The sequence below is a fragment of the Vreelandella subglaciescola genome, assembly GCF_900142895.1.
Taxonomy (GTDB): domain Bacteria; phylum Pseudomonadota; class Gammaproteobacteria; order Pseudomonadales; family Halomonadaceae; genus Vreelandella; species Vreelandella subglaciescola.
Genome location: NZ_LT670847.1, coordinates 26198 through 49441 on the forward strand (window position 1 = coordinate 26198; position 23244 = coordinate 49441).

The following is a 23244-nucleotide window of genomic DNA, read 5'->3' on the forward strand; positions in this document are numbered from 1 at the left end:
GGCCTTATTGTCATTGTTGGCTAGGACCAAACATCGTGCGCCGCTTAATCAAGCTGGGATATTGTTTGAATAGAGTCAAGTTGCATAGAAACAATCAGACGGAAGGAGGATAACGATGGCTTTTGCTGTGTCTGTGGAGCTTGTGGCAGTTCGCCACGGGATGACCGCCTGGAACCTGGAGCGCCGCTATCAGGGCCAGCGCGATATTCCGTTGGTGTTTCCCGAAGCCGAAGCGGCACTGTTGCGCCTGCGCCAAGGCCTTGAAAGCGAGCGCTTTGAGCTGATTTATACCAGCGATCTGACGCGCTGCCGCCAGACGCTCGAATGGTCGCAGGCCGCCCGCGACGGCGTGCCGGTGTTGCCCGAGCGGCGATGCAAACCGGCTCAACAGAATCGGTCAAGACAGAGCCGGTGAAAGTCCTCGCCGTGGCTCACGGCGGGGTGATCCACGAGCTACGCCGGCGCTTTGAGCGCGTGGCCTTCTGGGACTCCACCGTGAATCAGGCCGAAGGACGACGCTGGCAGCTTCGCTATCAGCCGACTCACTCCACCGATCAAACAGACCGAGCCACCGACCAAGCAGACAAGGGAGCAGGCGAATGGCAGTGCAGCTATTCATCGGCGGTGCCTGCGCCGCCTGCGCGACCTTAACGGCTGGTTCAATCAGGACGCGGCGACGCGTGCCGAGCGCGTTTGGTACGTGCGCCACGGGCTGGCCATGCCCTTGAAGGGGTAACCCCACGGTGGCGTTGCTTTCGCCGATGCAACTTGCTAGTTTACGCGCACTTTCTCAGGTGCCAGCCGCAACGTGCGGCGGTGAAACGGGAAGTCGGTGCCCATTCCGACGCTGCCCCCGCAACGGTGATCGAGACAACCGCAACGCATGCCACTGCGCCGCTTTTTTATCTACAACGTATAAAAAACGCGTGGGAAGGGCGCTGCGGAATAAAGGTGCGCATGCCGTAAACACCCAACGCCCTTTTGCTCGTCAGCCCGGAGACCGGCCTGAGAGGTCAGGTATATAAACCGGATACATAAACCCGGTACACAAGCCGTGGCGCGGTGGGCGTTGGCAGGCGGATAAGGCGCGTCTGGCGCCGGTCTCTGCTGCTCCCTTCATCTTCCCCGCCCGGTCAAAAAATGATGACTCCGTGCGGGTGAGCACGATGAGCAAGGGATCTTTCATGTCTAACCGTCTTTTCAAGTCCGGCCGTTTTCACGCCGGCAAAACGCTTGCGACTTTCAGTTTGGCCGCACTCCCGCTGGCCGTGCATGCCCAGAGCGTTAACGTACCGAGCGAACCGGATAGCGCCGGGGCGCTCAACCCGATGGTGGTTACCGCAGCTCTGGCGCCGCGCACCGCTGATGAAACGCTGTCTTCCGTCACCGTATTGGACGAAGCCACGTTGCGCCGCCAGGATCCCACCGATCTCACCGACCTGCTACGCGGCCAGCCGGGGGTCGATGTGTCGTCCAACGGCACGTTTGGCAAGGTCAGCGGCGTGTATATCCGTGGCACCAAGAATAACCAGAGCCTGCTGATGATCGACGGTATTCGTCTGCGCTCGGCGGCAACCGGCGGTGCTGCCTGGCAGTTTCTTGACCCGCGTATGTTCGAAAGCGCTGAAATTGTGCGCGGCCCCAAAGGTAGCCTCTACGGCGCCGATGCCGTGGGCGGCGTAGTGCAGCTTTTTACCCCGCAGGGGGAAGGCCGGCCGACTCCAAGCCTCTCGCTGGGCGGCGGCAGCTTCAACACCCAGCGCGCCAGTGCTTCGCTTTCGGGCAGCAGCGGCGGCACAAGCTACCACGTCGCCGCCAGCCGCTTTGATACCGACGGCTACGAAATCGTCAAAGGTGAGAGCGACAAAGGCTACGACAATACCTCTGCTTTGGTGCGCCTTGCGCATACTTTTTCCAGCGGTGTCGAGCTCGGTCTTTTGGGGCTGCGGGCCCGTGGCAACACCGAGTTCGATCAGTTTGGGCCGGCGGATACCGACTATGTGCAGCAGGTGGCCGGTATCTATGGCGAGATCCCCATCAGCAGTGGCTGGTCTAGCCGGCTGACGTTGAGCGAAGCGCGCGACGAGCAAGAAAATCATAACGACTTTGGGGGGAGCGTTTTCGAGACTCAGACGCGCACGACACGCTGGGAAAATACCTGGGATATCGGTAACCACCAGCTTATTGCCGGGGCCGAATACCAGGACGATAGCGTGGACGGCAGCGATGTTGGCTACGACGTTGAGAGCCGCTACAACCGCGCGGTTTTTACCCAGGCGCTGTTAGATTTCTCGCCCTTTACCGCCCAGGCCAGCCTACGTTTTGACGATAACCAGGCCTACAGCGACGAGGCGACCGGTGGTCTGGCGCTGGGTTACGACTTAGATGATCATCACACCCTGCGCGCCAGCTACGCCACCGCCTTTCGCGCGCCAAGCTTTGACGAACTCTACTATCCAGGTACTTTTCAAAACCCTGACCTCAAGGCGGAAACCTCGGACAATATCGAGCTGGGGGTTCGCGCGCAGCTAGCGCACGGCTTTTGGGATTTGGCGCTGTACCAAAATAATATTGATGATCTGATCACCAACGTCGATACCTCCGGTAACGGCTTTGTGGATACGCCGAAAAACGTCAGTCGTGCGCGGATTCGCGGGGCAGAGCTCTCCGCGGGCGTTGATATTGACGACTGGACACTGCGCGCGGCGCTGACTTATACCGACCCCGAGAACCGTGAGCTAGACAAGCGTCTGATCCGGCGCTCCACGCAGAGCCTGCGCTTTGACGCCGATCGCGCGCTGGGTGACTGGTCACTTGGCGGCACGCTGATTGCGCAGAACCATCGCTACGACGATGAGGCTAATCAAGATCGCATGGCAGGCGCCACGACTCTCAAGCTTCGGGCGGGCTATGCTTTTTCCCCGGGATGGTCTGCACGCCTGACCGTCGAAGACGCACTCGACCGGGAGTACAAGACGGTGAAGGGCTACGAAGCCGCCGGCCGTGCGGCCTATCTGAGCGTGAGCTTCGGTGCTCAATAAGCGCTTTCAACGCCGCTTCACGCCGCTCGCTGGAGCGGCGCTATGGCTATGTCTAGCTAATAGCGCCGTTGCCGTTGCCGTTGCCGATATCAAGGCAGAGACAGAGGCAGAGAGCGAGCGCTGCGCAGTGGATGATCTGGAGCGCGAGGTCTGCCTTGAGGCGCCGGCATCGCGGATTGCCGCGCTCTCGCCCGGTGCCACCGAGCTGGCCTTTGCCGCCGGCGCAGGAAGCAACGTCGTCGCCGTGGTGGAACACAGCGATTACCCGCCCGCTGCCAAGGCGCTGCCCTCGGTGGGCGACTATAACCGCATCGATCTGGAAGCGCTGGTGGGGCTTGAGCCCGACCTGGTGATTGGCTGGGTTACGGGTAACCCCGACGAGCAGTTGAAAACGCTGAAATCGCTGGATATGGCGGTGTTTTACATTGAGCCGCGGACAACAGAAGCTGTGGCCAGCGCCCTTGGACGGCTGGCGCATCTGGCCGGCAGCGACGCCGTCGGCCGCGAGGAAGCCGAGCGTTTTCGCGACGGCATGGCCGAGCTGAAAGCCCGCTATAGCGAGCGCGAGCCGGTCAGCGTGTTTTATCAGGTATGGGACGCCCCGCTGATGAGTATCAACAAAGAGCACCTGATCGGCCGGGCCATTGAAGACTGCGGCGGGGTCAACGTCTTCGGCGACCAGCCCCGGCTGGTGCCTCGCCTTGACGACGAGGCCGTTCTCCAGGCCAATCCCGATGTCATCATCACCGGCCGCAGCGGCGACGCTGATAGTGATGACAAGAGCAGCGCTTGGCTGGCCCACTGGCAGCAGTATCCAGGCATGACTGCGGTAGCTGAAGGCAATCTCTTTACCGTACCGGCGGACTGGCTGGTGCGGCCCACGCCGCGTTTTCTGCAGGGTGCCGAGGCGCTCTGTGAACGCCTTGACCGTGCGCGGCACGGCAACGAGCACGAATAGTGGTTGCCCGCACGGGGCTGGGTCGTACAGGATTTAGCCGTACCGGGATGCCCTTGATGGTGCTGGCGCTGTGCGCGCTGGCGGCACTGGCGCTCGCGCTGGGGATAGGCAGCGCGTCCATTTCGCTTGAGCAGCTGTGGGCGATTGCCCAAGGCGGCGGCGACGGCCTGGCGCGCACCATGGTGGTGGAGCTGCGCCTGCCTCGGGCGCTGTCGGCCTTTGCCGTGGGCGGGCTGTTGGCCGTGGCCGGCGCGCTGATGCAGGTGCTGCTGCGCAACCCGCTGGCTGATCCTTACGTACTGGGGCTTTCCGGCGGCGCGTCCATCGGCGCGCTGGGCGCCATGCTGCTGGGTGCGGGCGGGCTCTGGGCCTCGGGGTCGGCGTTTGGCGGGGCCTTTGTGTCGACGCTGTTGGTGTTCGGGCTGGCCCACGGCAAAGGCGGCTGGGCGCCCACGCGATTGCTGCTGACCGGCGTGGTGGTGGCCTCGGGCTGGGGCGCGATGATTACCCTGATGCTGTCGATGACGCCCGCCGAGCGCCTGCCCGGCATGCTCTACTGGCTGATGGGCGATCTGTCCTACGCGCGCACGCCCTGGCCGCCGCTGATACTGCTGCTGGTGACCTGCGTGGCGCTGTTGCCGCTGGGGCGCAGCCTTAACGTGCTGGCCCGTGGCCCGCAGCAGGCCGCCGCGCTGGGGGTCGATGCCCGTCCGCTGGAGTGGGGCATTTACGCCGTGGCCAGCCTGCTGACCGCGGTGGCGGTGACTACCGCTGGCAGCATCGGCTTTGTCGGACTAGTGGTGCCGCATATGCTGCGCCTGGTGTTGGGCAACGACCAGCGCCTGACGCTGCCCGCCTGCGCGCTGGCCGGCGGCACGCTGCTGCTGCTGGCCGATACCCTGGCGCGCACGGTGATTGCCCCCGAGCAGCTGCCGGTGGGCGTGATTACCGCGCTGCTCGGCGTGCCGACGTTTCTTGTCTTGCTTTACCGGAGCCGCTGATGAGCGTGCTTGCCACTCGTGATCTGGTCATCGATATCCCCAACCGCCCAAGCGGGCGCGCCCTCAGCCTGACGCTTGAACCGGGGCAGGTGTGGGGCGTGCTGGGCCCCAACGGCGCGGGAAAAACCACGCTGCTGCACACCCTTGCGGGGCTGAACGCGCCGCGCGCAGGAAGCATCGCGCTTGACGACGCGCCGCTTACGCAGCTGCGCCGCCGGAAAATTGCTCAGCGCCTGGGGCTGGTGTTTCAGGAACGGCTGGACGGCTTTCCCGCCACGGTACTGGAAACCGCGCTGATTGGCCGGCACCCGTATATGTCGGCGTGGCAACGGGAAGGCGCCGACGATCTGGCCCGCGCCGAGGCGGCGCTTGAACGGCTGGACGTGGCGCACCTGAAAGAGCGGCTGGTGAATACGCTCTCGGGCGGTGAGCGCCAGCGCGTGGCGATTGCCACGGTGCTGACTCAGGACCCCGCCGTGTGGCTGGTCGATGAGCCCACCAATCATCTGGATTTGCACCATCAAAGCTCGGTCATGGCGCTGATGGCCGAACAGGCAAAAGCGGGCAAAACGTTGATGCTGTGCCTGCACGATCTCAACCTTGCCGCCCGCTGGTGCAGTCACGTGCTGCTGTTATACCCCGACGGCGAAGCCTGCTGGGGCGAAGCACGAACGATGCTGGAGCCCGCCGCGCTGGAGCGGCTTTACCGCCAGCGCTTAACGGTCGTTGAGGTCAACGGCGCGCCGGTGTTTGTACCCATCAACGGCTAAATAGCCGGTCGTTTTTATGGAAGGATTTTCCATAAATGCGATTTGGGCTATCATGGGTCGTTTCGTGACCACTAGCAGGAGATCACCATGAGTTTTTACGTTTATCTTTCCGGCGAGATTCACACCGATTGGCGTGACGAAATCCAGCGCGGTGCCGAAGCGGCCGGGCTGGACGTGGTATTCACCGCGCCGGTGACTGATCACGACGCCAGCGACGCCGCCGGCGATCACCTCGGTGAAGAAAGCCAGAAGTTCTGGCGCGACCACAAGTCCTCCAAGGTCAACTCCATCCGTACGCGTACGCTGATCGAGCAGAGTGACTTTGTCGTGGTGCGCTTTGGCGACAAGTACAAGCAGTGGAACGCCGCCTTTGACGCCGGCTATTGCGCCGCGCTGGCCAAGCCCTACGTCACGCTGCACAACGAAGACATCGGCCACCCGCTCAAGGAAGTCGACGCCGAAGCACAAGCCTGGTGCACCAGCACCGATCAGGTAGTGGACATCCTGCGCTACGTGCTCAAGGCCTGATAAACGCCTCAGGCAGTGTTGTTGATGCAAAAAGCGCCCCGCGGGGCGCTTTTTTTGTGCGGATTTTGTGCCGCTGATAGCAAGGGCATCTGGCGATGCCGGTCGCGCAGCGTAGCTGCCCTCCTACAATGATGCGTTACACATATCGGGTTTTGTAGGAGGCCAATTTATTGGGCGATGGGAGGCCAGCGGCCTCTTGGTCGCTATGGCTTAGGCGCCTTGTGGACGGCTATATCTATCAAGCGCTCTTCGAGCTGGACGTCGCCCTGGCTTTGCGCGAGGCGGGCCGGTCTTCCCGCGGATCGTTGAGGAAGGCCTCGAGCGAGTCGTCCATGGCATCAAGCCAGCGGGTGTGGTGGGGCGGCGCCTGAGTGCCGGTCATCAGCGAGCGGTAGGAGCGGTCGCGGAAGGTCATGATGCCGTCGTGCTTGTGCTGCTCCCAGGCGAGGAACGTCTGGTTGACGCCTTCGATATCAAAGCTCGGGTAGTCGGTCTGCTCGATCAGGCGGTGGACGTAGTCGCCCTGAAAGCGAATCATCGCTTCGTCGTCGTCAAGCGCTTCTTCGCGGGCGCGCCACTCGGCGCTGTCGCGTTGCATCTCGGCTTTTTCGGGCAGGCTGATGCGGCCGAGAATCACGTCGCGCACAAACCAGGCCTGGGCGTCGAACATGTTGAAGGTGTACCACTGATCCTGCATGCCCAGATAAAACATCTGCGGGTTGTCTTCCCAGACCACGCCCTGGTAGAGGTCGAGCGGCCACAGGCGGTTGTTGGTTTTCAGCCGCAGGCTGTCGGGCAGGAAGGGGAAATGGTGCAGGTAGCCGGTACACAGGATGATGGCGTCCACGCGCTTGCGGGTACCGTCGATAAAATACGCGGTATTGCCGGACACGCGTTCGAGAAGCGGCTTTTCTTCCCAGTTATCCGGCCATTCAAAGCCCATGGGGGCGGTGCGGTAGCTGGTGGTGATGCTGCGCGCGCCGTACTTGTAGCACTGCGAGCCGATGTCTTCGGCGGAGTAGCTTGAGCCAATCAGCAGCAAATCCTTGCCGGCAAACTCCAGCGCATCGCGGAAGTCGTGGGCGTGCAGCACCCGGCCGTTGAAGTCGGTAAAGCCGTCGAACTCGGGCTTGTTGGGCGTGGAGAAGTGCCCGGACGCCACAATCACGTGATCAAAGGTGGATGATGTCACGGTGTCGGTATTGTGGTCGTGTACGGTCACGGTGAACACACCGCTGGCGTCGTCATGGCTTACGTCGCGCACAGGGCAGTTAAAGCGGATAAAACGGCGCACATTGGCTTTCTCGACGCGGCCCTTGATGTAATCCCAGAGCACGGCGCGGGGCGGGTAGGAGGCGATGGGCTTGCCGAAGTGCTCTTCAAAGCTGTAGTCGGCAAATTCCAGGCATTCCTTGGGGCCGTTGGACCACAGATAGCGGTACATGCTGCTGTGTACGGGTTCGCCGTTTTCATCAAGGCCGGTCTGCCAGGTGTAGTTCCACTGGCCGCCCCAGTCGCTCTGCTTTTCAAAGCACGTCAGCTCGACGTCTTCAGCGCCTTTTTCGGCGGCGGACTGGAAGGCACGCAGTTGGGCCAGGCCGCTGGGGCCTGCGCCAATAATGGCAACGCGTTTAGTCATATCATCATGCTCCGGTCTGGCTGATGCCGCGCTGGCTGGCTCAACGTACCGCGCGTGCGTGTCAGCATTGGCTGGATGTCATGGACGCCCGCCTTAATGCAAAACACAAACGAACGCTGTGGCCTGAACGGTGCAGGCAGACCCGGCCATATAACGTTAACGAGGCAAATAGCCTGTGCGGGTTGGAGCGGACATGCGCTTTGTGCGCGTGTCGTTTGCGGGAAGGGATCACGCGGCGATGGTGTCAGCCGGCATGATCTGTCGTCTAATAAACTATCGTTTCCAGAGCTTTCGTCTCGTGAACGATCGGCTATTGTCCGCTAACCACAGAATGCTGAGGGTGACAAGATACAATAGTCGGAGCCGTTGCGGCATCCATAACTTTTCCTTATTAAGATACGACTTTTTGCCCTAACGGGTCAAACCGGTGTGGCTAAATGCCCCGGATTCGCCTTGGGCAAAGGACCGGCCCGAAAAAGAAGGCCGAGCCTGGAAAGTTAGCAGGCAATAAGAATTTCGCCGCTATCGCGGTCAGGCGCAAGTGTCATCGCTTAACATAGTGACCGATGTGTTAATCAGCAAAAATGGAGTCTGAACATGCGAGGACTACGCGAAACGTTAGTGCATACAAGCCTGGGGGTCGCGAGCGCGGTGGCGCTTGCCGTGTTACTGAGCGTGGGCAGCGCTCAGGCTGACCGCCGTCACGATGGCTACAGCGGCGCTACCGACAGCTATTCGGGTGCTACCGACGGCTACAGCGGTGCCACGCAGAAAAACGGCGACTGGAACCGGCACGATCGCAAGCTGGACCGCCAGCAGCGCCGTGCGTTGGAGCGCTTCAATCGCCAGCGCTCGCGGGATTACCGTGAGCTTGGCCAGCGCCGTTTCCGCTCTGACTGGGCGCGCGAACGCGCTTACCGCGATCTCGATGAACAGCACGAAGCGCGGCTGCGCGATATTCTCGGCGACTCGCGCTATCGCGAGGAGCAGCGGCGTTACGATGACTATGACCAGCGCGGCTACGACAACCCCGAACAAGCGGTGATCAACCTGATTTTACGCGAGCTGCTGAACCGTTAAGCTACGTGGCTTTATCATCAATCGCTTTCGCGGCGATATAGCACTGCTGACGCCGGGGCTGGAGTGGCTGGAAACGCGCACCGACAAGCCGGTGCTGGGCACTTTGCCGTATCTACAGGGGTTGCTGCTCGATGCCGAAGACGGCATAGCGCTGACTCAGCTACCCAAGCGGGCGCATACGCTCCACGTGGCCGTGGTGGCGCTGCCGCGCATCAGCAATCACACCGATTTTGACCCGCCCGCAGGTTAACGTCACCTTTGTGGGCCCCGGCCGGTCGATACCGCCGGCTGACGTGATTGTTTTGCCCGGCAGCCAAAGCGTGATCAGCGACCTTGCGTGGCTTAAACAGCAAGGGTTTTCCGGCGCAATTCAACGCCACCTGCGCTATGGCGGCAAGGTGCTGGGGATTGGCGGCGGCCAGCAGATGCTGGGCGAGTGGATTGACGACCCTGACGGGGTAGAGGGCACGCCATCTCGCACGCGGGGCCTTGGGCTGCTGGCTCTCACCACGCGGTTGGCGGCGGCGCCTCCGGTGTTTATTCGGCCTTTGCTTCAGAAGGCGCGATCAGCGCTGACGGCCAGGTGCTGGGCACCGGCCTGCACGGCCTGTTTGAGCATCCGGATACCTGTTCCGCACTGCTTGGGCGTTTAGGGCTTGAACATGCCGAGCACGTCGATTATCGCGCCCACCGTGAACGCGAGCTTGAGCGCCTGGCCGATACGCTGGAACAGCAGCTGGATATGGATGCCGTGATGGCGTTGCTGGACCATTCATAGCGCGTACCCGCTATACGCCTGAATGGTGTGACGATTTTTGCGGTGTTCACGTCTTGTATACAAAATCGTTCGTTAGCGTGTTAAAAATGTGGGTCTTTTTTCCGGGTATCATCTCTGAACCACCACCATGAGGCGACGATGACGACACAGAGCGGCGCGGTCGGCGACAAAGCGGCACATTCAGAAACGCTACAGTTTATAGGCGGGCTGTTGCTCATCATGGCGCTGGGGCTGAACCTGCGCCCGCTGCTGGCCTCGGCCAGCCCGCTGATGGAAGACATCCGCATGGCCACGGGGCTTGGCTACGGCGTGCTGGCGTGGCTGACCACGCTGCCTTTTTTGTGCATGGGCGCGGTGGCGCTGGCCAGTGGGCGGCTGCAGCGCCTGCTGGGTGAAAGCCGCGGCATTATGCTCTCGCTTGCCGCCATCGGGGCGGCCTGTGCGCTGCGTCAGGTAAGCGGCACGGGCATGACGCTTTTATCCACTGCGCTGCTGGGCGGCGCCGGTATTGCCTTGATACAGGCGCTGGTGCCGGGGTTGGTCAAGCGCCGTTTTGGCGCGCGCATGCCGCTGGTGATGGGGCTTTATTCGGCCTCGCTGATGTCTGGCGGCGGTCTCTCGGCCTGGATCAGCCCGCGGCTGGCCGAGCTTGGCGGCTGGCAGCTGGGCGTGGGCATCTGGTGGGTGCCGGCGGTCATTACGCTGGTCGGCTGGTTTCTGATTTTTCGCCGTCGCGCCGCGCCACCGGCAAGCGTAGCGGCCATTGAGGGCGTGCGCCCCTGGCGGTTGAAGCGTGCGTGGCTGCTGGCGCTGTACTTCGGCGTGATCAACGCGGGCTATTCAAGCGTGGTGACCTGGCTACCCGTGTACTATCAAGAGCTTGGTTGGAGTGCGGTAGCCGGTGGGCAGCTGCTGGCGTGGATGACCATCTTTCAGGTGCTTGCCGCATTGACAATGCCCGCACTGGCGCAGCGTCAGAAAAACGCCGACCGCCGCTGGCTGCTGGCCGCCAGCCTGACCGCGCAGCTGGTGGGCTATCTGGGCTTTATTTTTATGCCGCAGTCGTTGGCGCTGCTATGGAACGCCATTGGCGGTTTCGGGCTGGGGGCGAGTTTCTCGCTGGGGCTGATCCTCGCGCTCGACCACCTGCCCGATGCCCGGGCGGCAGGGCGTCTGGCGGCTTTCATGCAGGGCTTTGGTTTCATGCTCAATGCCATGTCGCCGTGGATCAGCGGCACCCTGCGCGAAATGACCGGCAGCTTTATCAGCGCCTGGGCACTGCTGGCCGTGGGCATTGCGGCCATGCTGGTGGTCACGCTGCGCTTTAATCCGAAGCGCTACGCGCGTGTGATGCAGGGCCAAGCCGGTTATTAATCAGCCATAAAAAAGCGCGCCGCAATTCGAATGCGGCGCGCTTTTTTCATCTGGCACGTTCAATACATGCCGTGACGGTCAGGCGATTAGCCTTACCTTTTTCTTTACTCTTCTTCTTTGGTCACGGTGAAGCTGCCGTTCATCGCGGCGTAGTGACCCGGGAAGGAGCAGAAGAACGTCAGGTCGCGGTCTTCAAGGCCTTCGGTAGAGAAGGTAACGCTGGTGCTTTCACCGCCGCCGACGATGTCGGTGTGGGCAATGATGCGCTCGTCGTCCTCGGGCAGGTAGTTGTTGTCCAGCCCTTCGCTCATGCCGGCTTTAGCAACGTCTTCATAGACGTCGGAGTCGGACAGTACCCAGTTGTGACCCATGGCGCTGGCGGCCATTTCGCCGGTGTGCTCAAGCGTTATCGTGACTTCGTCGCAGCTTGCCGGAACGCTCATTTCGTCCTTGTTGAACTGCATCGCGTCGTTGCCTTCGATGGTCAGCTCGCAGGCGCCGTCTTCAGCGGCCATTGTCGGAGAAGCAAACGCCATGGCAGCAAAGGCAGCGGCGGGAATCAGCATCCAGGAAGTTTTCATGTAAAGATCCTTACGATTATCAGGGATGAATTATTTTTTCATATTACGATTAACCAGATGCCTGTTTGCCATTGTCTATGTTTCATCTGACGGGCTACGGCGCATCTGGCTAATAGTGATACGCATTCCATTTTTGTGCTTGCGGCGTCCTGCTGTCAAGCGGTGCTTGTGCAGGCTTGCCGCTGCTCGTCCCTGCGCTGCGCGTACCTGTTGTGACGCGGTGATGCGCTGAAAGTTCCTGCTTTGTGTTAATAGCCCGTGTTAATAGCCCGTGTTAATAGCTCGTGTTGGTGTGGCGGGCGGCGGGCTTCGCCGCCCAGGGAAATTTTACTCTGGCGTTCAGGGGGTGAGGTTGTCAAAGCCCTGTTCGGTAACGGCGATGTTGTCTTCAATGCGGATGCCGCCGCAGGGCATGAGCTGGTCGACCAGCGCCCAGTTGATGGGGGCGTCGGTATCGCGCAGCGGGCTCAGTAGCATGGGGATGAAATACAGCCCCGGCTCGATGGTGACCACCATGCCCGGCGTCAGCGTGCGGGTGAGGCGCAGCGCCGGGTGTGTCTCGGGCGCGGGGGCGGGCTCGCCGCTTGGTGTTTGCAGGCCGGCCACATCGTGAACCTGAATGCCCAGCGAATGGCCCAGGCCGTGGGGGCAAAACGCGCGGGTCACGCCGCTTTCCACGCAGGCCTCAGCGGTGCCGCGGTACAGGTCGTGGCTGACCAGAATCTCGCCCAGTTGGCGGTGCATTGTCTGGTGCAGGCCGAGGTAGTCAACGCCCGGGGCAATGTCGGCAATCAGGCGGTCCTTGAGCGCGTGCATGGCGTCAATCAGATCGCCAAACGTCGCCGGTGCATCGGGGCCCGCCCAGGTGCGGGTAATATCGGCGCAGTAGCCGCGAAAACGCCGCCCGGCGTCGACCAGCAGGCTGTAACGCTTGCCGGGTGAATGCAGGTCGTAATGCTGGTAGTGCAGTACGCCGGCGTGCTGGTTAAGCCCGACGATGTTGTCGTAGGGCACGTGGGACTCGCGTTGGCGGCTGGCGCCGAGGTAGGCCAGTTGAATATCAAGCTCCGCGCTGGCGCCGGCAAAAGCGGCCTGGGCGGCTTCGTGGCCGGCCTTGGCCAGGCGGTTGGCTTCGCGCAGGCAGGTGATTTCATAGGTGCTTTTGTGCATGCGCAGCTCGTCAAGTGCGCTCACCAGTGTCGGCGGGTTGGCTTCGCCGTGGGGCGGGGCGACGGGGCTGCCTTGCAGGGCCTCCACGTTGCCAATCAGCGCGACCTTGCCGGAAAGCGACGGCGCGGCGGCTTCGCTGACAAGCTCGATGTCAAACTCGCTGACCCACGGCTCGTCGGGCAGCTCGGGCGAGAGGTGCCAGAAGTCCGTGGGCGCGTGGAGCATCAGGCGCGGGCGATCAACGGGGGTGATAATCAGCCAGCTGTGCTGCGCTTCAAGCAGCGGCACCCAGTGAAGAAAATGCCCCGCGGCCTGAAACTCGGGGAACTGATCGTCGCCGTAGTGGGGCGCGGCATGGCCGCTGTAAAGGGCGATGGCGTCAAGGCCGTGCTGCTGCATCAGCGTGCGATAGGTGTCCAGCAGCTGGTTGATGTGTGCCTGCTGCAGGCGGTTGAGCGTCTCGGACATGCCGGATGTCTCCCTGTGAAAACCGGTGTAAAACCGTGGGTATGATGTGCGTGGCTAAGCTGGACTGCGCAGTGAAGACAGCTCGCTCCAGAGCGCGTCCAGCTCGGCGTGGTGATGCTGCTGGTGACGGTAAAGACGCAGCGCCAGGGGTACGTCCCAGCGCGAGTCACCGGCGCGGGTGAGCGTGCCGTTCTCCAGCTCGGTGCGCACCGTGCGCTCGGGTAGCCAGCTCATGCCGTAGCCGAGAAGTACCAGCTCCTTGATGCTGGCGGCGTACAGGTTCTCGCTTTTAACCGAGAGGCAGGTGTTGTGTGACATGCGCGCCAGATGCGTTTCCAGGGCGGCGCCCAGCAGGCCGAGTTTGGGGTAGGCAAGCCAGGGTGCCGGCGCCTGTCGGCTGGCGGGGAGCGTGGTCAGCGGTGCACCCTGTGCGGTGGTGGCGGTCACGGGAATCAGGCGTTCGTGGCCCACGGTGCGGTAGCTGCAGGCGCTGGTGTCCAGCTCCAGATCGCAGCGTTCCAGCGGCCAGTAGCACAGGGCGAGATCACACTCGCCGCGGTTGAGCGCCTTGAAATAGTCCGCCGCGACCCAGCCGGTGGCGCGCAGGTAAGGCTGCATGCGCCCCTCAAAGCCCATGCTGCCCAGCCATTCGGGAAGAAAGCGCGCCAGCAGGCTTTGCGGCGCGGCAACGCTGATGCGCCGTTTGTGCCCGGCGCTGATGTCGCGCATGCGGTCCCGGGTCAGGCGCACGCCTTCGGTGATGGTTTCGCACAGCGCGAGAAACTCATCGCCCTCGGACGTCAGCGACAGCGGCAGCGTTTGCCGGTTGATCAGCGTGACGCCCATTTCTTCTTCCAACAGCTTGATGCGCCGGGAAAAAGTGGGCTGGGTAACGTGCTGTTCGTCGGCCGCGCGGGAGAAATGCCGCGTTCTGGCCAGGGCTATAAAGTCTTCCAGCCAGCGAATTTCCATAGCTTATTTTGCCCGCCTCATGGCTGCCCCGTGGTGGAAAGCGCCGCCATTATAGTCGGCCCTCCTCAACAGCGTGACACGCCACGCGAACGCCGTCATCCTGGGTTGTTAATGCCGGTATTTCCTGCTTGCAGCGGGCGTTGGCGTACGGGCAGCGGCCGTGAAACACGCAGCCAGTGGGCAGGTTGACCGGCGTGGGCACTTCGCCTTCCAGGCGGATATGCTGCGGGCCGTCGTCATCAAGGCGCGGGATCGCCGAGAGCAGCGCCTGTGTATAAGGGTGGCGCGGCTTGGCAAACAGCGTCGCGGTGTCGGCAATTTCGCACACCGTACCCAGATACATGACCGCCACGCGAGTCCCGAAATGCTCTACCACGGCCAGATCGTGGGTGATGAACAGGTACGTCAGGTTGCGTTCGCGCCGGGCGTCCATCAGCAGGTTGAGCACCTGCGCCTGAATCGAGACGTCCAGCGCCGAGATCGGTTCGTCAGCGACGATGAACTCGGGGTCTACCGCCAGTGCTCGGGCAATGGCAATACGCTGGCGCTGGCCGCCAGAAAACTCGTGGCCAAAGCGTTTGCCCCAGTCCGGGTCGATGCCTACCGAGGCCATGACCTGTTCGACCTGCGCGACGACCTGCTGGCGGTTCCAGTCCGGATGGTGCAGGCGCAGCGGTTCTTCCAGCGTTTGCTGGATGGTCATGCGCGGGTTGAGCGACGCATAGGGGTTTTGAAAGATCATCTGCATGCGCTTGCGAAACGGCAACAGCTGACGGCTGCTGCGGTTGTCGATGCGCGTGCCGTCGTAATGAATTTCACCCGCCGAGGGCGACAAAAGCCCCATGACGAGGCGCGCCACGGTAGATTTGCCGCAGCCGGATTCGCCCACTACGCACAGCGCTTCGCCGCGGTTGATGTTGAGGTCAACACCGTTGATGGCGTGGACGTATTCCTGATGACGTATCAGCTTGCCGCCCTTGAAGCGCAGCTGATCGAGAAAGTCGCCGGACAGCGAGAAACGCTTTTCCAGACCGCGGATTTCCAGCAGCGTTTCCGCGTCCTGTGTCTTGTCGGCCGCGTGCGTTTGATCGGTCCGGGCTTCGGTGACGGGAATGCGGGTGGCGGTGGCGCTCATTGGCCTTCCTCCTTCAAACGGCGGTCTTCCTGCATTTCAGCGACCATGTGGCAGGCGACCTGACAGTTGCCCGAGGTGACAAAACCGGGCACCTGTTCAACGCAGGCAGGGCGCGTCTGGCCATCGGCGCGCTTGATGAAATCGCAGCGCGGGTGAAACGCGCAGCCGCCCGGCAGGTTGGACAGCGAGGGCATGCTGCCACGAATCTGGTTGAGCTGCTCGCCGGGCGTGGCCATCTGCGGCAGGGCGTTGATCAGCCCCTGGGTGTAAGGGTGCTGGGGGTCGTTGATGATTTCCCGGGTGGGGCCCTGTTCGATCACGCGGCCGGCGTACATCACCAGCATGCGCTGGGTCACCTGGCTGACCACGCCCAGATCGTGGGTGATCAGTATCAGCCCGACGTTGTGCTGCTCGCAGAGATTGAGCAGCAGCGCCATGATTTCGGCCTGAATGGTGACGTCAAGCGCGGTGGTGGGCTCGTCGGCGATGATGATGTCGGGGTCCAGCAGCAGGGCGATGGCGATAATAACGCGCTGGCGCATACCGCCGGACAGCTCGTGGGGGTACTGAGCCAGCCGGGTTTCCGGCGAGGGAAGCTGCACCTGTTGCAGCTTGTCCAGCGCAATGGCCCGGGCGCGTTTGGTGCTGATGCGGCGGTGGGCTTTGAGGCATTCGATCATCTGCTCGCCGATGGACAACACCGGGTTGAGCGTCATCATCGGATCCTGGAAGATCATCGACATACGGTTGCCGCGCACCTTGCGCAGGCGGCGCTCGCTCATCGTATTGAGCGTTTTGCCCTCGAAATTGACCTCGCCGCCGGCGATAAAACCGGGCTTGGCGATCAGGTTCAACAGCGCGAACGCGGCGACGGATTTTCCCGCGCCGGACTCGCCGACAATCCCCAGCCGCTCGCCGCGTTCCAGAGTGAAGTTGATATCGCGCAGGGCGTGGACATCGCCCTTGCGCAGGGCGAAATGAACATCGAGATGATTGACTTCCAGCAGTGCCATAGTGTTTTGCCCTTGTTCTCGGCCTTTTTGTTTAGCTTGTATGGTTTGGCCCTGTGAGAGTGCTAACCCTTGTACAGCCGGGGATTCATGACATCGCGCAGCCAATCGCCCAGCAGGTTGATCGACAGCACCAGTATCACCAGCACCGCGCCGGGGATCAGGGTGATCCACCAGGAGCCGGACTGGATATAGTCAAAGCCGGCCTTGATCAGCGAGCCCAGCGAGGGGTGGGTTTCCGGCATACCCAGCCCCAGAAAGGACAGCGCTGCTTCGGAAATGATGGCGTTGGCGATTTGCACCGTCGAGATAACGAAAATCGGCGACAGCGTGTTGGGCAGCACGTGGCGGAACATGATGCGCTTGCTGCGCAGCCCCATGACGCGAGCGGCATCGACGTATTCCTTGCTGCGTTCAGCGAGGACCGAGGCGCGTACGGTGCGCGCGTACTGGGGCCATTCGGCCAGGCCGATAATCACCACCAGCAGCGGCACGGCGTAGGTGCTGAAGGTTGCGCCGCCAAAAATGGCCTTGACCAGCGCGCCGACGATAATCGCCACCATCAGCGTGGAAAACGACAGCTGGATATCCGCCAGGCGCATGAGAAAAGCGTCAACGCGCCCGCCCAGATAGCCGGCCATCAGGCCGAAACTCACCCCGATGATGGCCTGCAGCGCCACGGCGCCAAAGCCGATGATCAGCGACACGCGTGCGCCATAGAGAATGGTCGAGAGCATATCTCGCCCCTGGGCATCGGTGCCCAGCAGGTAGGCGGGGTCGCTGCCATCCACCCAGAACGGCGGCAGTTCCGAGGCGAGAATATCAATCTGCGCCAGGTCGTAAGGGTTCATGGGCGAAAGCCAGGGCGCGAGTACGGCAATGGCCACCAGCGCGATAAACACCAACAGGCTCAGCTGGGCGATAATGTCGCGCTTGAAGCTGTACAGCAGGTAAGAGTCGCGAAAGCGCTCCCAGCGGCCGGGCAGCGGAGGGGCTGCCGCCGTGGCGCTTGTCTGTGAAGAATCAGTCATGCGGGTTTTCCTGTCAGTTTGACGGTGGGGTTAACCAGACCGTAAATCAGGTCTACCAGGGTGTTGGTGATCACAAAGATCAGCCCCACGATCATCAGATAGGTGACGATCAGCGGAATGTCGGAGCGCTCGATGGCGTTGAGGAACATCAGCCCCATGCCGGGCCACTGGAACACCGTCTCGGTGAGGATGGTGTAGGCCACCAGCGTGCCGATTTGCACCCCACCTACGGTAATCACCGGCAGCATGGTGTTTTTCAGTGCGTGCAGAAAATACACGCGGCGCATGGAGATGCCCTTGGCGCGGGCAAACTTGACGTATTCGGACTGCAATACCTCAAGCATTTCAGCGCGGATCAGGCGGATAAACAGCGGCAGCATGATCGAGGCCAGCGAAATCGCCGGCAGCACCAGATACGTCAGCCCTTCAAGGCTGGCAAAGTTGGTGTCCCAGGTGCCAAATACGTGAACCGGGTCGCCGCGGCCATAGGCCGGCATGCCGCCTTCGGTGGACAGCACATCGTTCAGCCACGCGCCCCAGCCGGTTTCCGCGGGGAAGGGTGAGACGCTCACGCCAATGGCAAAAATCTGGATCAGCACGATGGCGGTGAGGAACACCGGTATCGAGATGCCGACGATGGACACGCTCATGAAAAAGCGCGTCAGCCAGGCGCGGGGCTTGATGGCGCTGTATACGCCGATGGGAATCGACAGCGCGATAATCAGGAAGGTGGAGGCCGCGACCAGCTCGAGCGTGGCCGGCAGGTGGCGCGCGATGACCGAGGTGGTGGGCTGGTTGAACACGTAGGAATAGCCGAAATCGAATTGCGCGGCGTTGCCGGCAAAACGCAGATACTGGGTCAGCATCGGATCATTCAGCCCCAGCTCTTCGCGCAGCTCGGCGCGCTCGCTTTCCGGCACCGACTGACCCACCATCTGTTGAATCGGGTCGCCGAGGTTATCCTGTATGGCGAAGGCGATCACGCTGATGACAAACATAACCAGCAGCGCGTGAAAAAGACGCTTGATCAAAAAAGCGATCATGGGGAAGTATCCTGTGGCAGCAACAGGGAAGCGACGCGCCCGTGGGACGCGTCGTTAAACCAAACGGCAGGTGAAGGGGTTATTCAGCGTCTTCGGCGTCGATCACCAGATCGCCCAGGTAGGGGAAGTTCATCACGTTAAGCACGGGTTCGATGTCGGCGTTGCTGGCCGATGCCCACGCCAGATCCTGCCAGTGCAGCGGCACGAAGGCGGCGTCGTCATAAAGCGTTTGCTCAACCTGCTGGAGCATCTCGGCGCGTTTCTCCAGATCGATTTCCTCGTTGGCTGCGGCCACCAGCTTGTCGAGCTCGGGGTTGCAGTAGTTGCCGGCGTTGTACTGGCCGGCGCCGGTGTCGGCATCGCCGCAGGCGGTGAGGTATTCGTGGAAGTTGGCGCTGTCTTCGGTGTCGGCATGCCAGCCAATCAGCATCATATCAGCGGCGCGATCGTCAAACTCGCCCCAGTACTGGGCTTTGGGCAGCGTTTTCAAATCCACGTCGACGTTGATGCGCGCGAGCATGGCCGCGACCGCCTGGGCTATCTGGGCATCGTTAACGTAGCGGTTGTTGGGCGCCATCATGGTGATGTCAAAGCCGTCGGCGTAGCCCGCTTCTTCCATCAGCTCTTTGGCTTTGGCGACGTCGTAGCGCGGCGTGAGCGAGTCCACGTGGCCCACATAACCGTCAGGCGACATCTGCGCGGCCGGCGTGGCGAAGCCTTTCATCAGACGGTCGGCGATGCCTTCCTGATTTACCGCGTAGGCGAAGGCCTTGCGTACGCGCGGGTCTTCAAAGGCTTCGACGCGCTTCTGGTTCATGTGCAGCATGATGATGCGCGTACCGGACATGGTGACCAGCTTGGCATCGTCGCTTTCGCGCACGCGCTCCAGATCGTTGGGCGGTACCGGGGCGATGAAGTCCACGTCGCCCGAGAGCAGGGCGGCGACGCGGGTGGCGTTTTCGCTGATCGGCGTCAGCACGAGCTTGTCGACGTTGCCCGGGGAGCTTTCATCCCAATAGTCGGGGTTACGTTTGAACTCGGTACGCACGCCCTGCTGACGTTCGGTCACGGTGTAGGGGCCGGTGCCGGAAACGTGGGCTGAGGCGTAGGAGTTGCCGTTCTTGACGATTTCATCCTTGGGGTCGCCGTCGGGGGCGTCGCCCGAATAAAACTCGCTGTCCATCGGGAAGATGTAGGTGGCAAGGTTCAGCAGCAGCGGGTAGGGCTTGACGGTGTTGATCTCGACGGTGTGCTCGTCTACCGCGGTGGCGCTTTCAATCGGCGCAAAAATCGCCTTGAAGTCCGGGCTGCGCTTCAAGCGCTCGATGGTCCAGACCACATCTTTAGCGGTAAACGCGTTGCCGCTAGTGAACGTTACTCCTTCGCGCAGCGTCATGCGCATGGTGGTGTCGTCTACCTGCTCCCATTCGGTGGCCAGGCGCGGCTCGAAATCGAGCGACTGATCCCAGCGTACCAGCGGGTCGTAGATGAGGTGCGACAGCTGCATGATGCCGCCGGAAAGCTGTTCGTGAATATCCAGCGATACCGGGTCGGCATCGTAGGCCATGCGCAAGGTGTTTTCGGCCTGGGCGGCGGTGGACACCAGTGCGCCGCCGGCAAGCGTAGCGGCAATGGCAGAAGCGAGTAGCGTCTTTTTAACGGTTGGTGTGCGAGTCACGGTCATGGCGGTGTAAATCCCCGATGTTATTGTTTGTTGGTAGCCACGGTTAATCGCCAATGCTGCTGAATGGATGCTGACGTTGATACAAAGGCTTTTCAGTCAGCCTTGTACAGCGCTCCGTCACAAATCGTTCGTAAAAAAACAGTCTGGCGAAAAACGGCTTACTCACAACATAGTGAGTTAGCATCGTGTTACACAATCGAAATAATGACTGGGGATATTCATCCACTGAATGACCGCACGCCCCGACGGGCTTGGAGCGGCGTTGGTGGTTCAGGCAGCAGTGCCAAAGCGGCGGTGTAAATAGGCGTTGATATCGTCGGATTCGTACAGCCACTCGACGCTTTTGTCGTCGTTTTCAATTTTCAGGCACGGCACCTTTGCCCGGCCGCCGCCTTCCAGCAGGGCTTGTTTGTGATCGGGATCGCGCTGGGTGTCGCGCAGCTCGATGGTCAGGCCCAGCCGCGCGATTTCCTTACGTACCTTGATGCAGAACGGGCAGGTGCGAAACTGGTACAGCGCAAGCGCTTCGCAGGCCTTGTCGGTCTCAGCCTGTTTGGCCTCGGAGCGCTCTACCGCCTGGGGTGTGGAGAGCTTTTCGGAAATGATCATCACCGGCGTGAGCACGAGGCGTAGGCCGCGGAAAAAGTAACGAATGAGGATGCGCATGAAGCTTCCTTAACAGCGGGGTTGATATAATCGCCGGCCATCGTGCAATAAGCCGCGGCGTTTGTCACATCGGCCGTGAGCTATACCGGGCGGCGTGCTAGGCTTTCCGGTCGTTTTTCGTGTGTGCCCTGGAGTGCACGTATTGAGCATTGTTCTCAATAGATTCGTTCTCAATGGATTCGTTCTGAATGAATTCGTTGCTGATGAATTCGTTGTTGAACGCATCGTTAAGGGACGTTACGGCCATGCATCTGCATATTATCGGGATTTGCGGCACTTTTATGGGCAGCCTGGCGCTGCTGGCGCGCGAGCTTGGCTACCGGGTCAGCGGCTCGGACGCCAACGTTTACCCGCCGATGAGCACCCAGCTGGCGGAGGCCGGCATTGCCCTGCAGGACGGCTTTGGCGCCGCCAACCTGCGCGACGCCTCGGGCGCAACGCCGGATCTGGTGGTGGTGGGCAACGCGCTGTCGCGCGGCAATCCTGAAGTCGAGGCGCTGTTGAACAGCGGCTTGCCGTACACTTCCGGCGCCCAGTGGCTCTGCGAGCACGTGCTGGCGGGGCGCAAGGTGATCGCCATCGCCGGCACCCACGGCAAGACCACCACGGCGAGCCTGTTGGCGTGGCTGCTGGAAAGCGCCGGCCAGGCGCCGGGCTTTCTGATTGGCGGGGTGCCGCGCAATTTCGGCATCTCAGCGCGGCTGGGCGAGCCGGACGCCCCCTTTGTGGTGGAAGCCGACGAATACGACACGGCGTTTTTCGACAAGCGCTCCAAGTTTGTTCATTACCGTCCGCAAATCGCCGTGCTCAACAATCTGGAGTTCGATCACGCCGACATCTTCCCCGACCTGGCCGCCATTGAGCGCCAGTTTCATCATCTGGTGCGCACCGTGCCGGGCAACGGCCAGCTGCTGGTGGCTGATGATCAGCCGGCGCTTGAGCGCGTGCTGGCGCAGGGTGCATGGACGCCGGTGGCGCGGTTGGGCAAGGCGCCTGCGGCGGGGGTGGATAATGCCCCCGGCAGCGAGTGGCAGTTTCGTTTGGAGCACGCCGATGCCAGCCGCTTTCAGGTGATTCACCTGGCCGCGCAGGAAGGTGAGACGGAAGACGCGGTGGTGGAGTGGTCGCTGACCGGCGAGTACAACGCGCGCAACGCGCTGGCGGCCCTGGCCGCGGCGCATGCCTGCGGGGTGGATCTCTCGCGCAGCTGTGCGGCACTGGCCCGTTTTGAAAGCCCGCGGCGGCGTCAGGAAGTGCGCGGCGAGATCGGCGGCATTCAGGTGATCGACGATTTTGCTCATCATCCCACGGCGATTGCCGCGACTCTTGGCGGGCTGCGGGCGGCCACGCCGACCGGCCGGCTGCTGGCGGTGATTGAGCCGCGCTCCAACACCATGCGTCAGGGGGCGCTCAAGGCGCGGCTGAACGACAGCGTAGCCGATGCCGACCACGCCTTCTGGTATCAGCCGCCGGCGCTGGACTGGTCGCTGGATGCACTGATTGCCCCACAGGGCGAGCGCGCCAGCCTGTATCACGACCTCGACGCGCTGGTCGCCGCCGTGGTCAATAAAGCGTCACCCAGAGACCGTATCGTGGTGATGTCCAACGGCGGCTTTGGCGGTATTCACGAGCGCCTGCTGGCAGCGCTTGAAACGGCGCATCAGGAGTAACTCGCTATGACAACGTTCAAACCGCCGGTGACCGTGGCGCTGACCGGTGCGTCCGGCGTGCAGTACGCGCTGCGCCTGATTGACGTGCTGGTCAACGCCGGCCACGAGGTCTGGGTGATGGTTTCCAAGGCGGCGCACATGGTGATTGCCACCGAAACGGACACCACCTTGCCGGCAGCGCCGGCACGGCTGGAAAAGGCACTAATGGCGCGTAGCGGGGCGGCCAGCGGCCAGATCCGCTGCTTTGGCCGCGAAGACTGGATGGCGCCGGTGGCCTCGGGCTCCGGCGCGCCGTCGGCGATGGTGATCTGCCCGTGCTCCACCGGCACGCTGTCGGCGGTGGCTACCGGCGCCAGCAACAACCTGATCGAGCGCGCGGCGGATGTGGCCATCAAGGAGCGCCGCACGCTGGTCATGGTGCCACGGGAAAGCCCGTTTTCACCCATTCATCTTGAGCACATGCTTACGCTCAGCCGCCTGGGTGTGGTGATACTGCCGGCGGCGCCGGGGTTTTATCATCGTCCCGCGTCGATCGACGATCTGATCGACTTTATCGTTGCGCGCATCCTCAATCAGCTGGGCATTGAGCACGCACTGATGCCGCGTTGGGGTGAGGGCGGCGAGTAGTCATCCATTGATAAGGAA

At 62.0% G+C, this 23244-nt stretch carries 24 protein-coding genes and 1 riboswitch; of the genes, 14 read left to right on the plus strand and 10 right to left on the minus strand.

Features of this window, described 5'->3' with window-relative positions:
* Positions 1-115: 115 nt before the first annotated feature.
* From B5495_RS14825 to B5495_RS00155, 7 genes are all read left to right on the plus strand, one after another.
* Positions 116-415, plus strand: a complete 300-nt coding sequence (locus tag B5495_RS14825) for a phosphoglycerate mutase family protein (protein ID WP_231897204.1) — start codon at positions 116-118, stop codon at positions 413-415.
* A complete protein-coding gene (locus B5495_RS14830; protein WP_231897205.1) occupies positions 412-651 on the plus strand; it encodes a hypothetical protein in 240 nt (79 codons plus the stop codon). The genes B5495_RS14825 and B5495_RS14830 overlap by 4 nt, the downstream gene beginning before the upstream one ends.
* A 124-nt stretch (positions 652-775) precedes the next feature.
* A riboswitch (cobalamin riboswitch) is annotated at positions 776-1023 on the plus strand.
* A gap of 161 nt (positions 1024-1184) precedes the next feature.
* Positions 1185-3041 carry a TonB-dependent receptor domain-containing protein gene (locus B5495_RS00135; RefSeq protein ID WP_079550260.1) on the plus strand — a complete coding sequence of 619 codons (1857 nt, stop codon included), beginning with the start codon at positions 1185-1187 and terminating at the stop codon, positions 3039-3041.
* Entirely contained in the window at positions 3031-3999 is a 969-nt protein-coding gene (locus B5495_RS00140) for a cobalamin-binding protein (RefSeq protein WP_079550261.1), read from the plus strand. Before B5495_RS00135 ends, B5495_RS00140 begins: the two co-directional genes overlap by 11 nt.
* A 47-nt stretch (positions 4000-4046) precedes the next feature.
* Complete coding sequence (locus B5495_RS00145; RefSeq protein ID WP_079550263.1) at positions 4047-5000, plus strand: FecCD family ABC transporter permease; 954 nt, start codon at positions 4047-4049, stop codon at positions 4998-5000.
* On the plus strand, positions 5000-5770 hold the full coding sequence (locus B5495_RS00150; protein ID WP_079550265.1) for an ABC transporter ATP-binding protein: 771 nt from the start codon (positions 5000-5002) through the stop codon (positions 5768-5770). Before B5495_RS00145 ends, B5495_RS00150 begins: the two co-directional genes overlap by 1 nt.
* Before the next feature lie 87 nt (positions 5771-5857).
* Positions 5858-6298 (plus strand): YtoQ family protein, encoded by a 441-nt coding sequence (locus tag B5495_RS00155; protein ID WP_079550267.1) that lies wholly within the window; start codon positions 5858-5860, stop codon positions 6296-6298.
* A gap of 238 nt (positions 6299-6536) precedes the next feature.
* Here the strand turns inward: B5495_RS00155 and B5495_RS00160 are convergent, their stop codons facing one another.
* On the minus strand, positions 6537-7937 hold the full coding sequence (locus B5495_RS00160; RefSeq protein ID WP_079550269.1) for an NAD(P)-binding domain-containing protein: 1401 nt from the start codon (positions 7935-7937) through the stop codon (positions 6537-6539).
* Between the two features lie 597 nt (positions 7938-8534).
* Between B5495_RS00160 and B5495_RS00165 the strand changes: the two genes are divergently transcribed.
* The 5 genes from B5495_RS00165 to B5495_RS00175 all read left to right on the plus strand — a co-directional run bounded on the left by B5495_RS00165 (position 8535) and on the right by B5495_RS00175 (position 11169).
* Positions 8535-9017: a hypothetical protein gene (locus tag B5495_RS00165; RefSeq protein WP_079550271.1), complete on the plus strand. Its 483-nt coding sequence runs from the start codon at positions 8535-8537 to the stop codon at positions 9015-9017.
* A 91-nt stretch (positions 9018-9108) separates the two neighbouring features.
* Positions 9109-9267: a hypothetical protein gene (locus B5495_RS15055; protein ID WP_331712884.1), complete on the plus strand. Its 159-nt coding sequence runs from the start codon at positions 9109-9111 to the stop codon at positions 9265-9267.
* A 10-nt stretch (positions 9268-9277) separates the two neighbouring features.
* Positions 9278-9670, plus strand: coding sequence for a hypothetical protein (locus tag B5495_RS15060; RefSeq protein ID WP_331712895.1), 393 nt, complete (start codon positions 9278-9280; stop codon positions 9668-9670).
* Positions 9601-9795 (plus strand): hypothetical protein, encoded by a 195-nt coding sequence (locus tag B5495_RS15065; protein WP_331712898.1) that lies wholly within the window; start codon positions 9601-9603, stop codon positions 9793-9795. Before B5495_RS15060 ends, B5495_RS15065 begins: the two co-directional genes overlap by 70 nt.
* Positions 9796-9933: 138 nt before the next feature.
* Entirely contained in the window at positions 9934-11169 is a 1236-nt protein-coding gene (locus B5495_RS00175; protein WP_079550273.1) for a CynX/NimT family MFS transporter, read from the plus strand.
* 104 nt (positions 11170-11273) lie between these two features.
* Here the strand turns inward: B5495_RS00175 and azu are convergent, their stop codons facing one another.
* The 9 genes from azu to B5495_RS00220 all read right to left on the minus strand — a co-directional run bounded on the left by azu (position 11274) and on the right by B5495_RS00220 (position 20929).
* Positions 11274-11750, minus strand: coding sequence for an azurin (gene azu, locus B5495_RS00180; RefSeq protein WP_079550275.1), 477 nt, complete (start codon positions 11748-11750; stop codon positions 11274-11276).
* A 339-nt stretch (positions 11751-12089) separates the two neighbouring features.
* Entirely contained in the window at positions 12090-13388 is a 1299-nt protein-coding gene (gene pepQ, locus B5495_RS00185) for a Xaa-Pro dipeptidase (RefSeq protein WP_079550277.1), read from the minus strand.
* A gap of 54 nt (positions 13389-13442) precedes the next feature.
* On the minus strand, positions 13443-14360 hold the full coding sequence (locus tag B5495_RS00190; RefSeq protein ID WP_079550279.1) for a LysR family transcriptional regulator: 918 nt from the start codon (positions 14358-14360) through the stop codon (positions 13443-13445).
* 49 nt (positions 14361-14409) lie between these two features.
* The gene (locus tag B5495_RS00195; RefSeq protein WP_079550281.1) at positions 14410-15495 is read right to left on the minus strand and encodes an ABC transporter ATP-binding protein; all 1086 of its coding nucleotides are present in this window, start codon (positions 15493-15495) and stop codon (positions 14410-14412) included.
* Positions 15492-16508 (minus strand): ABC transporter ATP-binding protein, encoded by a 1017-nt coding sequence (locus tag B5495_RS00200; protein WP_079550283.1) that lies wholly within the window; start codon positions 16506-16508, stop codon positions 15492-15494. The genes B5495_RS00195 and B5495_RS00200 overlap by 4 nt, the downstream gene beginning before the upstream one ends.
* 62 nt (positions 16509-16570) lie before the next feature.
* On the minus strand, positions 16571-17536 hold the full coding sequence (locus B5495_RS00205; protein ID WP_079550285.1) for an ABC transporter permease: 966 nt from the start codon (positions 17534-17536) through the stop codon (positions 16571-16573).
* Positions 17533-18579: an ABC transporter permease gene (locus B5495_RS00210; RefSeq protein ID WP_079550287.1), complete on the minus strand. Its 1047-nt coding sequence runs from the start codon at positions 18577-18579 to the stop codon at positions 17533-17535. The genes B5495_RS00205 and B5495_RS00210 overlap by 4 nt, the downstream gene beginning before the upstream one ends.
* Before the next feature lie 79 nt (positions 18580-18658).
* Entirely contained in the window at positions 18659-20263 is a 1605-nt protein-coding gene (locus B5495_RS00215; RefSeq protein WP_079550289.1) for an ABC transporter substrate-binding protein, read from the minus strand.
* A 270-nt stretch (positions 20264-20533) separates the two neighbouring features.
* Positions 20534-20929, minus strand: coding sequence for a glutaredoxin family protein (locus B5495_RS00220; protein ID WP_079550291.1), 396 nt, complete (start codon positions 20927-20929; stop codon positions 20534-20536).
* Positions 20930-21174: 245 nt separating this feature from the next.
* Between B5495_RS00220 and mpl the strand changes: the two genes are divergently transcribed.
* Positions 21175-22599 (plus strand): UDP-N-acetylmuramate:L-alanyl-gamma-D-glutamyl-meso-diaminopimelate ligase, encoded by a 1425-nt coding sequence (mpl, locus tag B5495_RS00225; protein WP_079550293.1) that lies wholly within the window; start codon positions 21175-21177, stop codon positions 22597-22599.
* 6 nt (positions 22600-22605) lie between these two features.
* On the plus strand, positions 22606-23226 hold the full coding sequence (locus B5495_RS00230; protein WP_079550295.1) for a flavin prenyltransferase UbiX: 621 nt from the start codon (positions 22606-22608) through the stop codon (positions 23224-23226).
* Positions 23227-23244: the final 18 nt, after the last annotated feature.

What these genes read in the sequence shown, in the direction of transcription:
- B5495_RS14825 (WP_231897204.1), top strand. Translation starts at nt 116, where the DNA reads ATGGCTTTTGCTGTGTCTGTGGAGCTTGTGGCAGTTCGCCACGGGATG.
- B5495_RS00135 (WP_079550260.1), top strand. Translation starts at nt 1,185, where the DNA reads ATGTCTAACCGTCTTTTCAAGTCCGGCCGTTTTCACGCCGGCAAAACG.
- B5495_RS00145 (WP_079550263.1), top strand. Translation starts at nt 4,047, where the DNA reads ATGCCCTTGATGGTGCTGGCGCTGTGCGCGCTGGCGGCACTGGCGCTC.
- B5495_RS00150 (WP_079550265.1), top strand. Translation starts at nt 5,000, where the DNA reads ATGAGCGTGCTTGCCACTCGTGATCTGGTCATCGATATCCCCAACCGC.
- B5495_RS00155 (WP_079550267.1), top strand. Translation starts at nt 5,858, where the DNA reads ATGAGTTTTTACGTTTATCTTTCCGGCGAGATTCACACCGATTGGCGT.
- B5495_RS00160 (WP_079550269.1), bottom strand. Translation starts at nt 7,937, where the DNA reads ATGACTAAACGCGTTGCCATTATTGGCGCAGGCCCCAGCGGCCTGGCC.
- B5495_RS00165 (WP_079550271.1), top strand. Translation starts at nt 8,535, where the DNA reads ATGCGAGGACTACGCGAAACGTTAGTGCATACAAGCCTGGGGGTCGCG.
- B5495_RS00175 (WP_079550273.1), top strand. Translation starts at nt 9,934, where the DNA reads ATGACGACACAGAGCGGCGCGGTCGGCGACAAAGCGGCACATTCAGAA.
- azu (WP_079550275.1), bottom strand. Translation starts at nt 11,750, where the DNA reads ATGAAAACTTCCTGGATGCTGATTCCCGCCGCTGCCTTTGCTGCCATG.
- pepQ (WP_079550277.1), bottom strand. Translation starts at nt 13,388, where the DNA reads ATGTCCGAGACGCTCAACCGCCTGCAGCAGGCACACATCAACCAGCTG.
- B5495_RS00190 (WP_079550279.1), bottom strand. Translation starts at nt 14,360, where the DNA reads ATGGAAATTCGCTGGCTGGAAGACTTTATAGCCCTGGCCAGAACGCGG.
- B5495_RS00195 (WP_079550281.1), bottom strand. Translation starts at nt 15,495, where the DNA reads ATGAGCGCCACCGCCACCCGCATTCCCGTCACCGAAGCCCGGACCGAT.
- B5495_RS00200 (WP_079550283.1), bottom strand. Translation starts at nt 16,508, where the DNA reads ATGGCACTGCTGGAAGTCAATCATCTCGATGTTCATTTCGCCCTGCGC.
- B5495_RS00205 (WP_079550285.1), bottom strand. Translation starts at nt 17,536, where the DNA reads ATGACTGATTCTTCACAGACAAGCGCCACGGCGGCAGCCCCTCCGCTG.
- B5495_RS00210 (WP_079550287.1), bottom strand. Translation starts at nt 18,579, where the DNA reads ATGATCGCTTTTTTGATCAAGCGTCTTTTTCACGCGCTGCTGGTTATG.
- B5495_RS00215 (WP_079550289.1), bottom strand. Translation starts at nt 20,263, where the DNA reads ATGACCGTGACTCGCACACCAACCGTTAAAAAGACGCTACTCGCTTCT.
- B5495_RS00220 (WP_079550291.1), bottom strand. Translation starts at nt 20,929, where the DNA reads ATGCGCATCCTCATTCGTTACTTTTTCCGCGGCCTACGCCTCGTGCTC.
- mpl (WP_079550293.1), top strand. Translation starts at nt 21,175, where the DNA reads ATGCATCTGCATATTATCGGGATTTGCGGCACTTTTATGGGCAGCCTG.
- B5495_RS00230 (WP_079550295.1), top strand. Translation starts at nt 22,606, where the DNA reads ATGACAACGTTCAAACCGCCGGTGACCGTGGCGCTGACCGGTGCGTCC.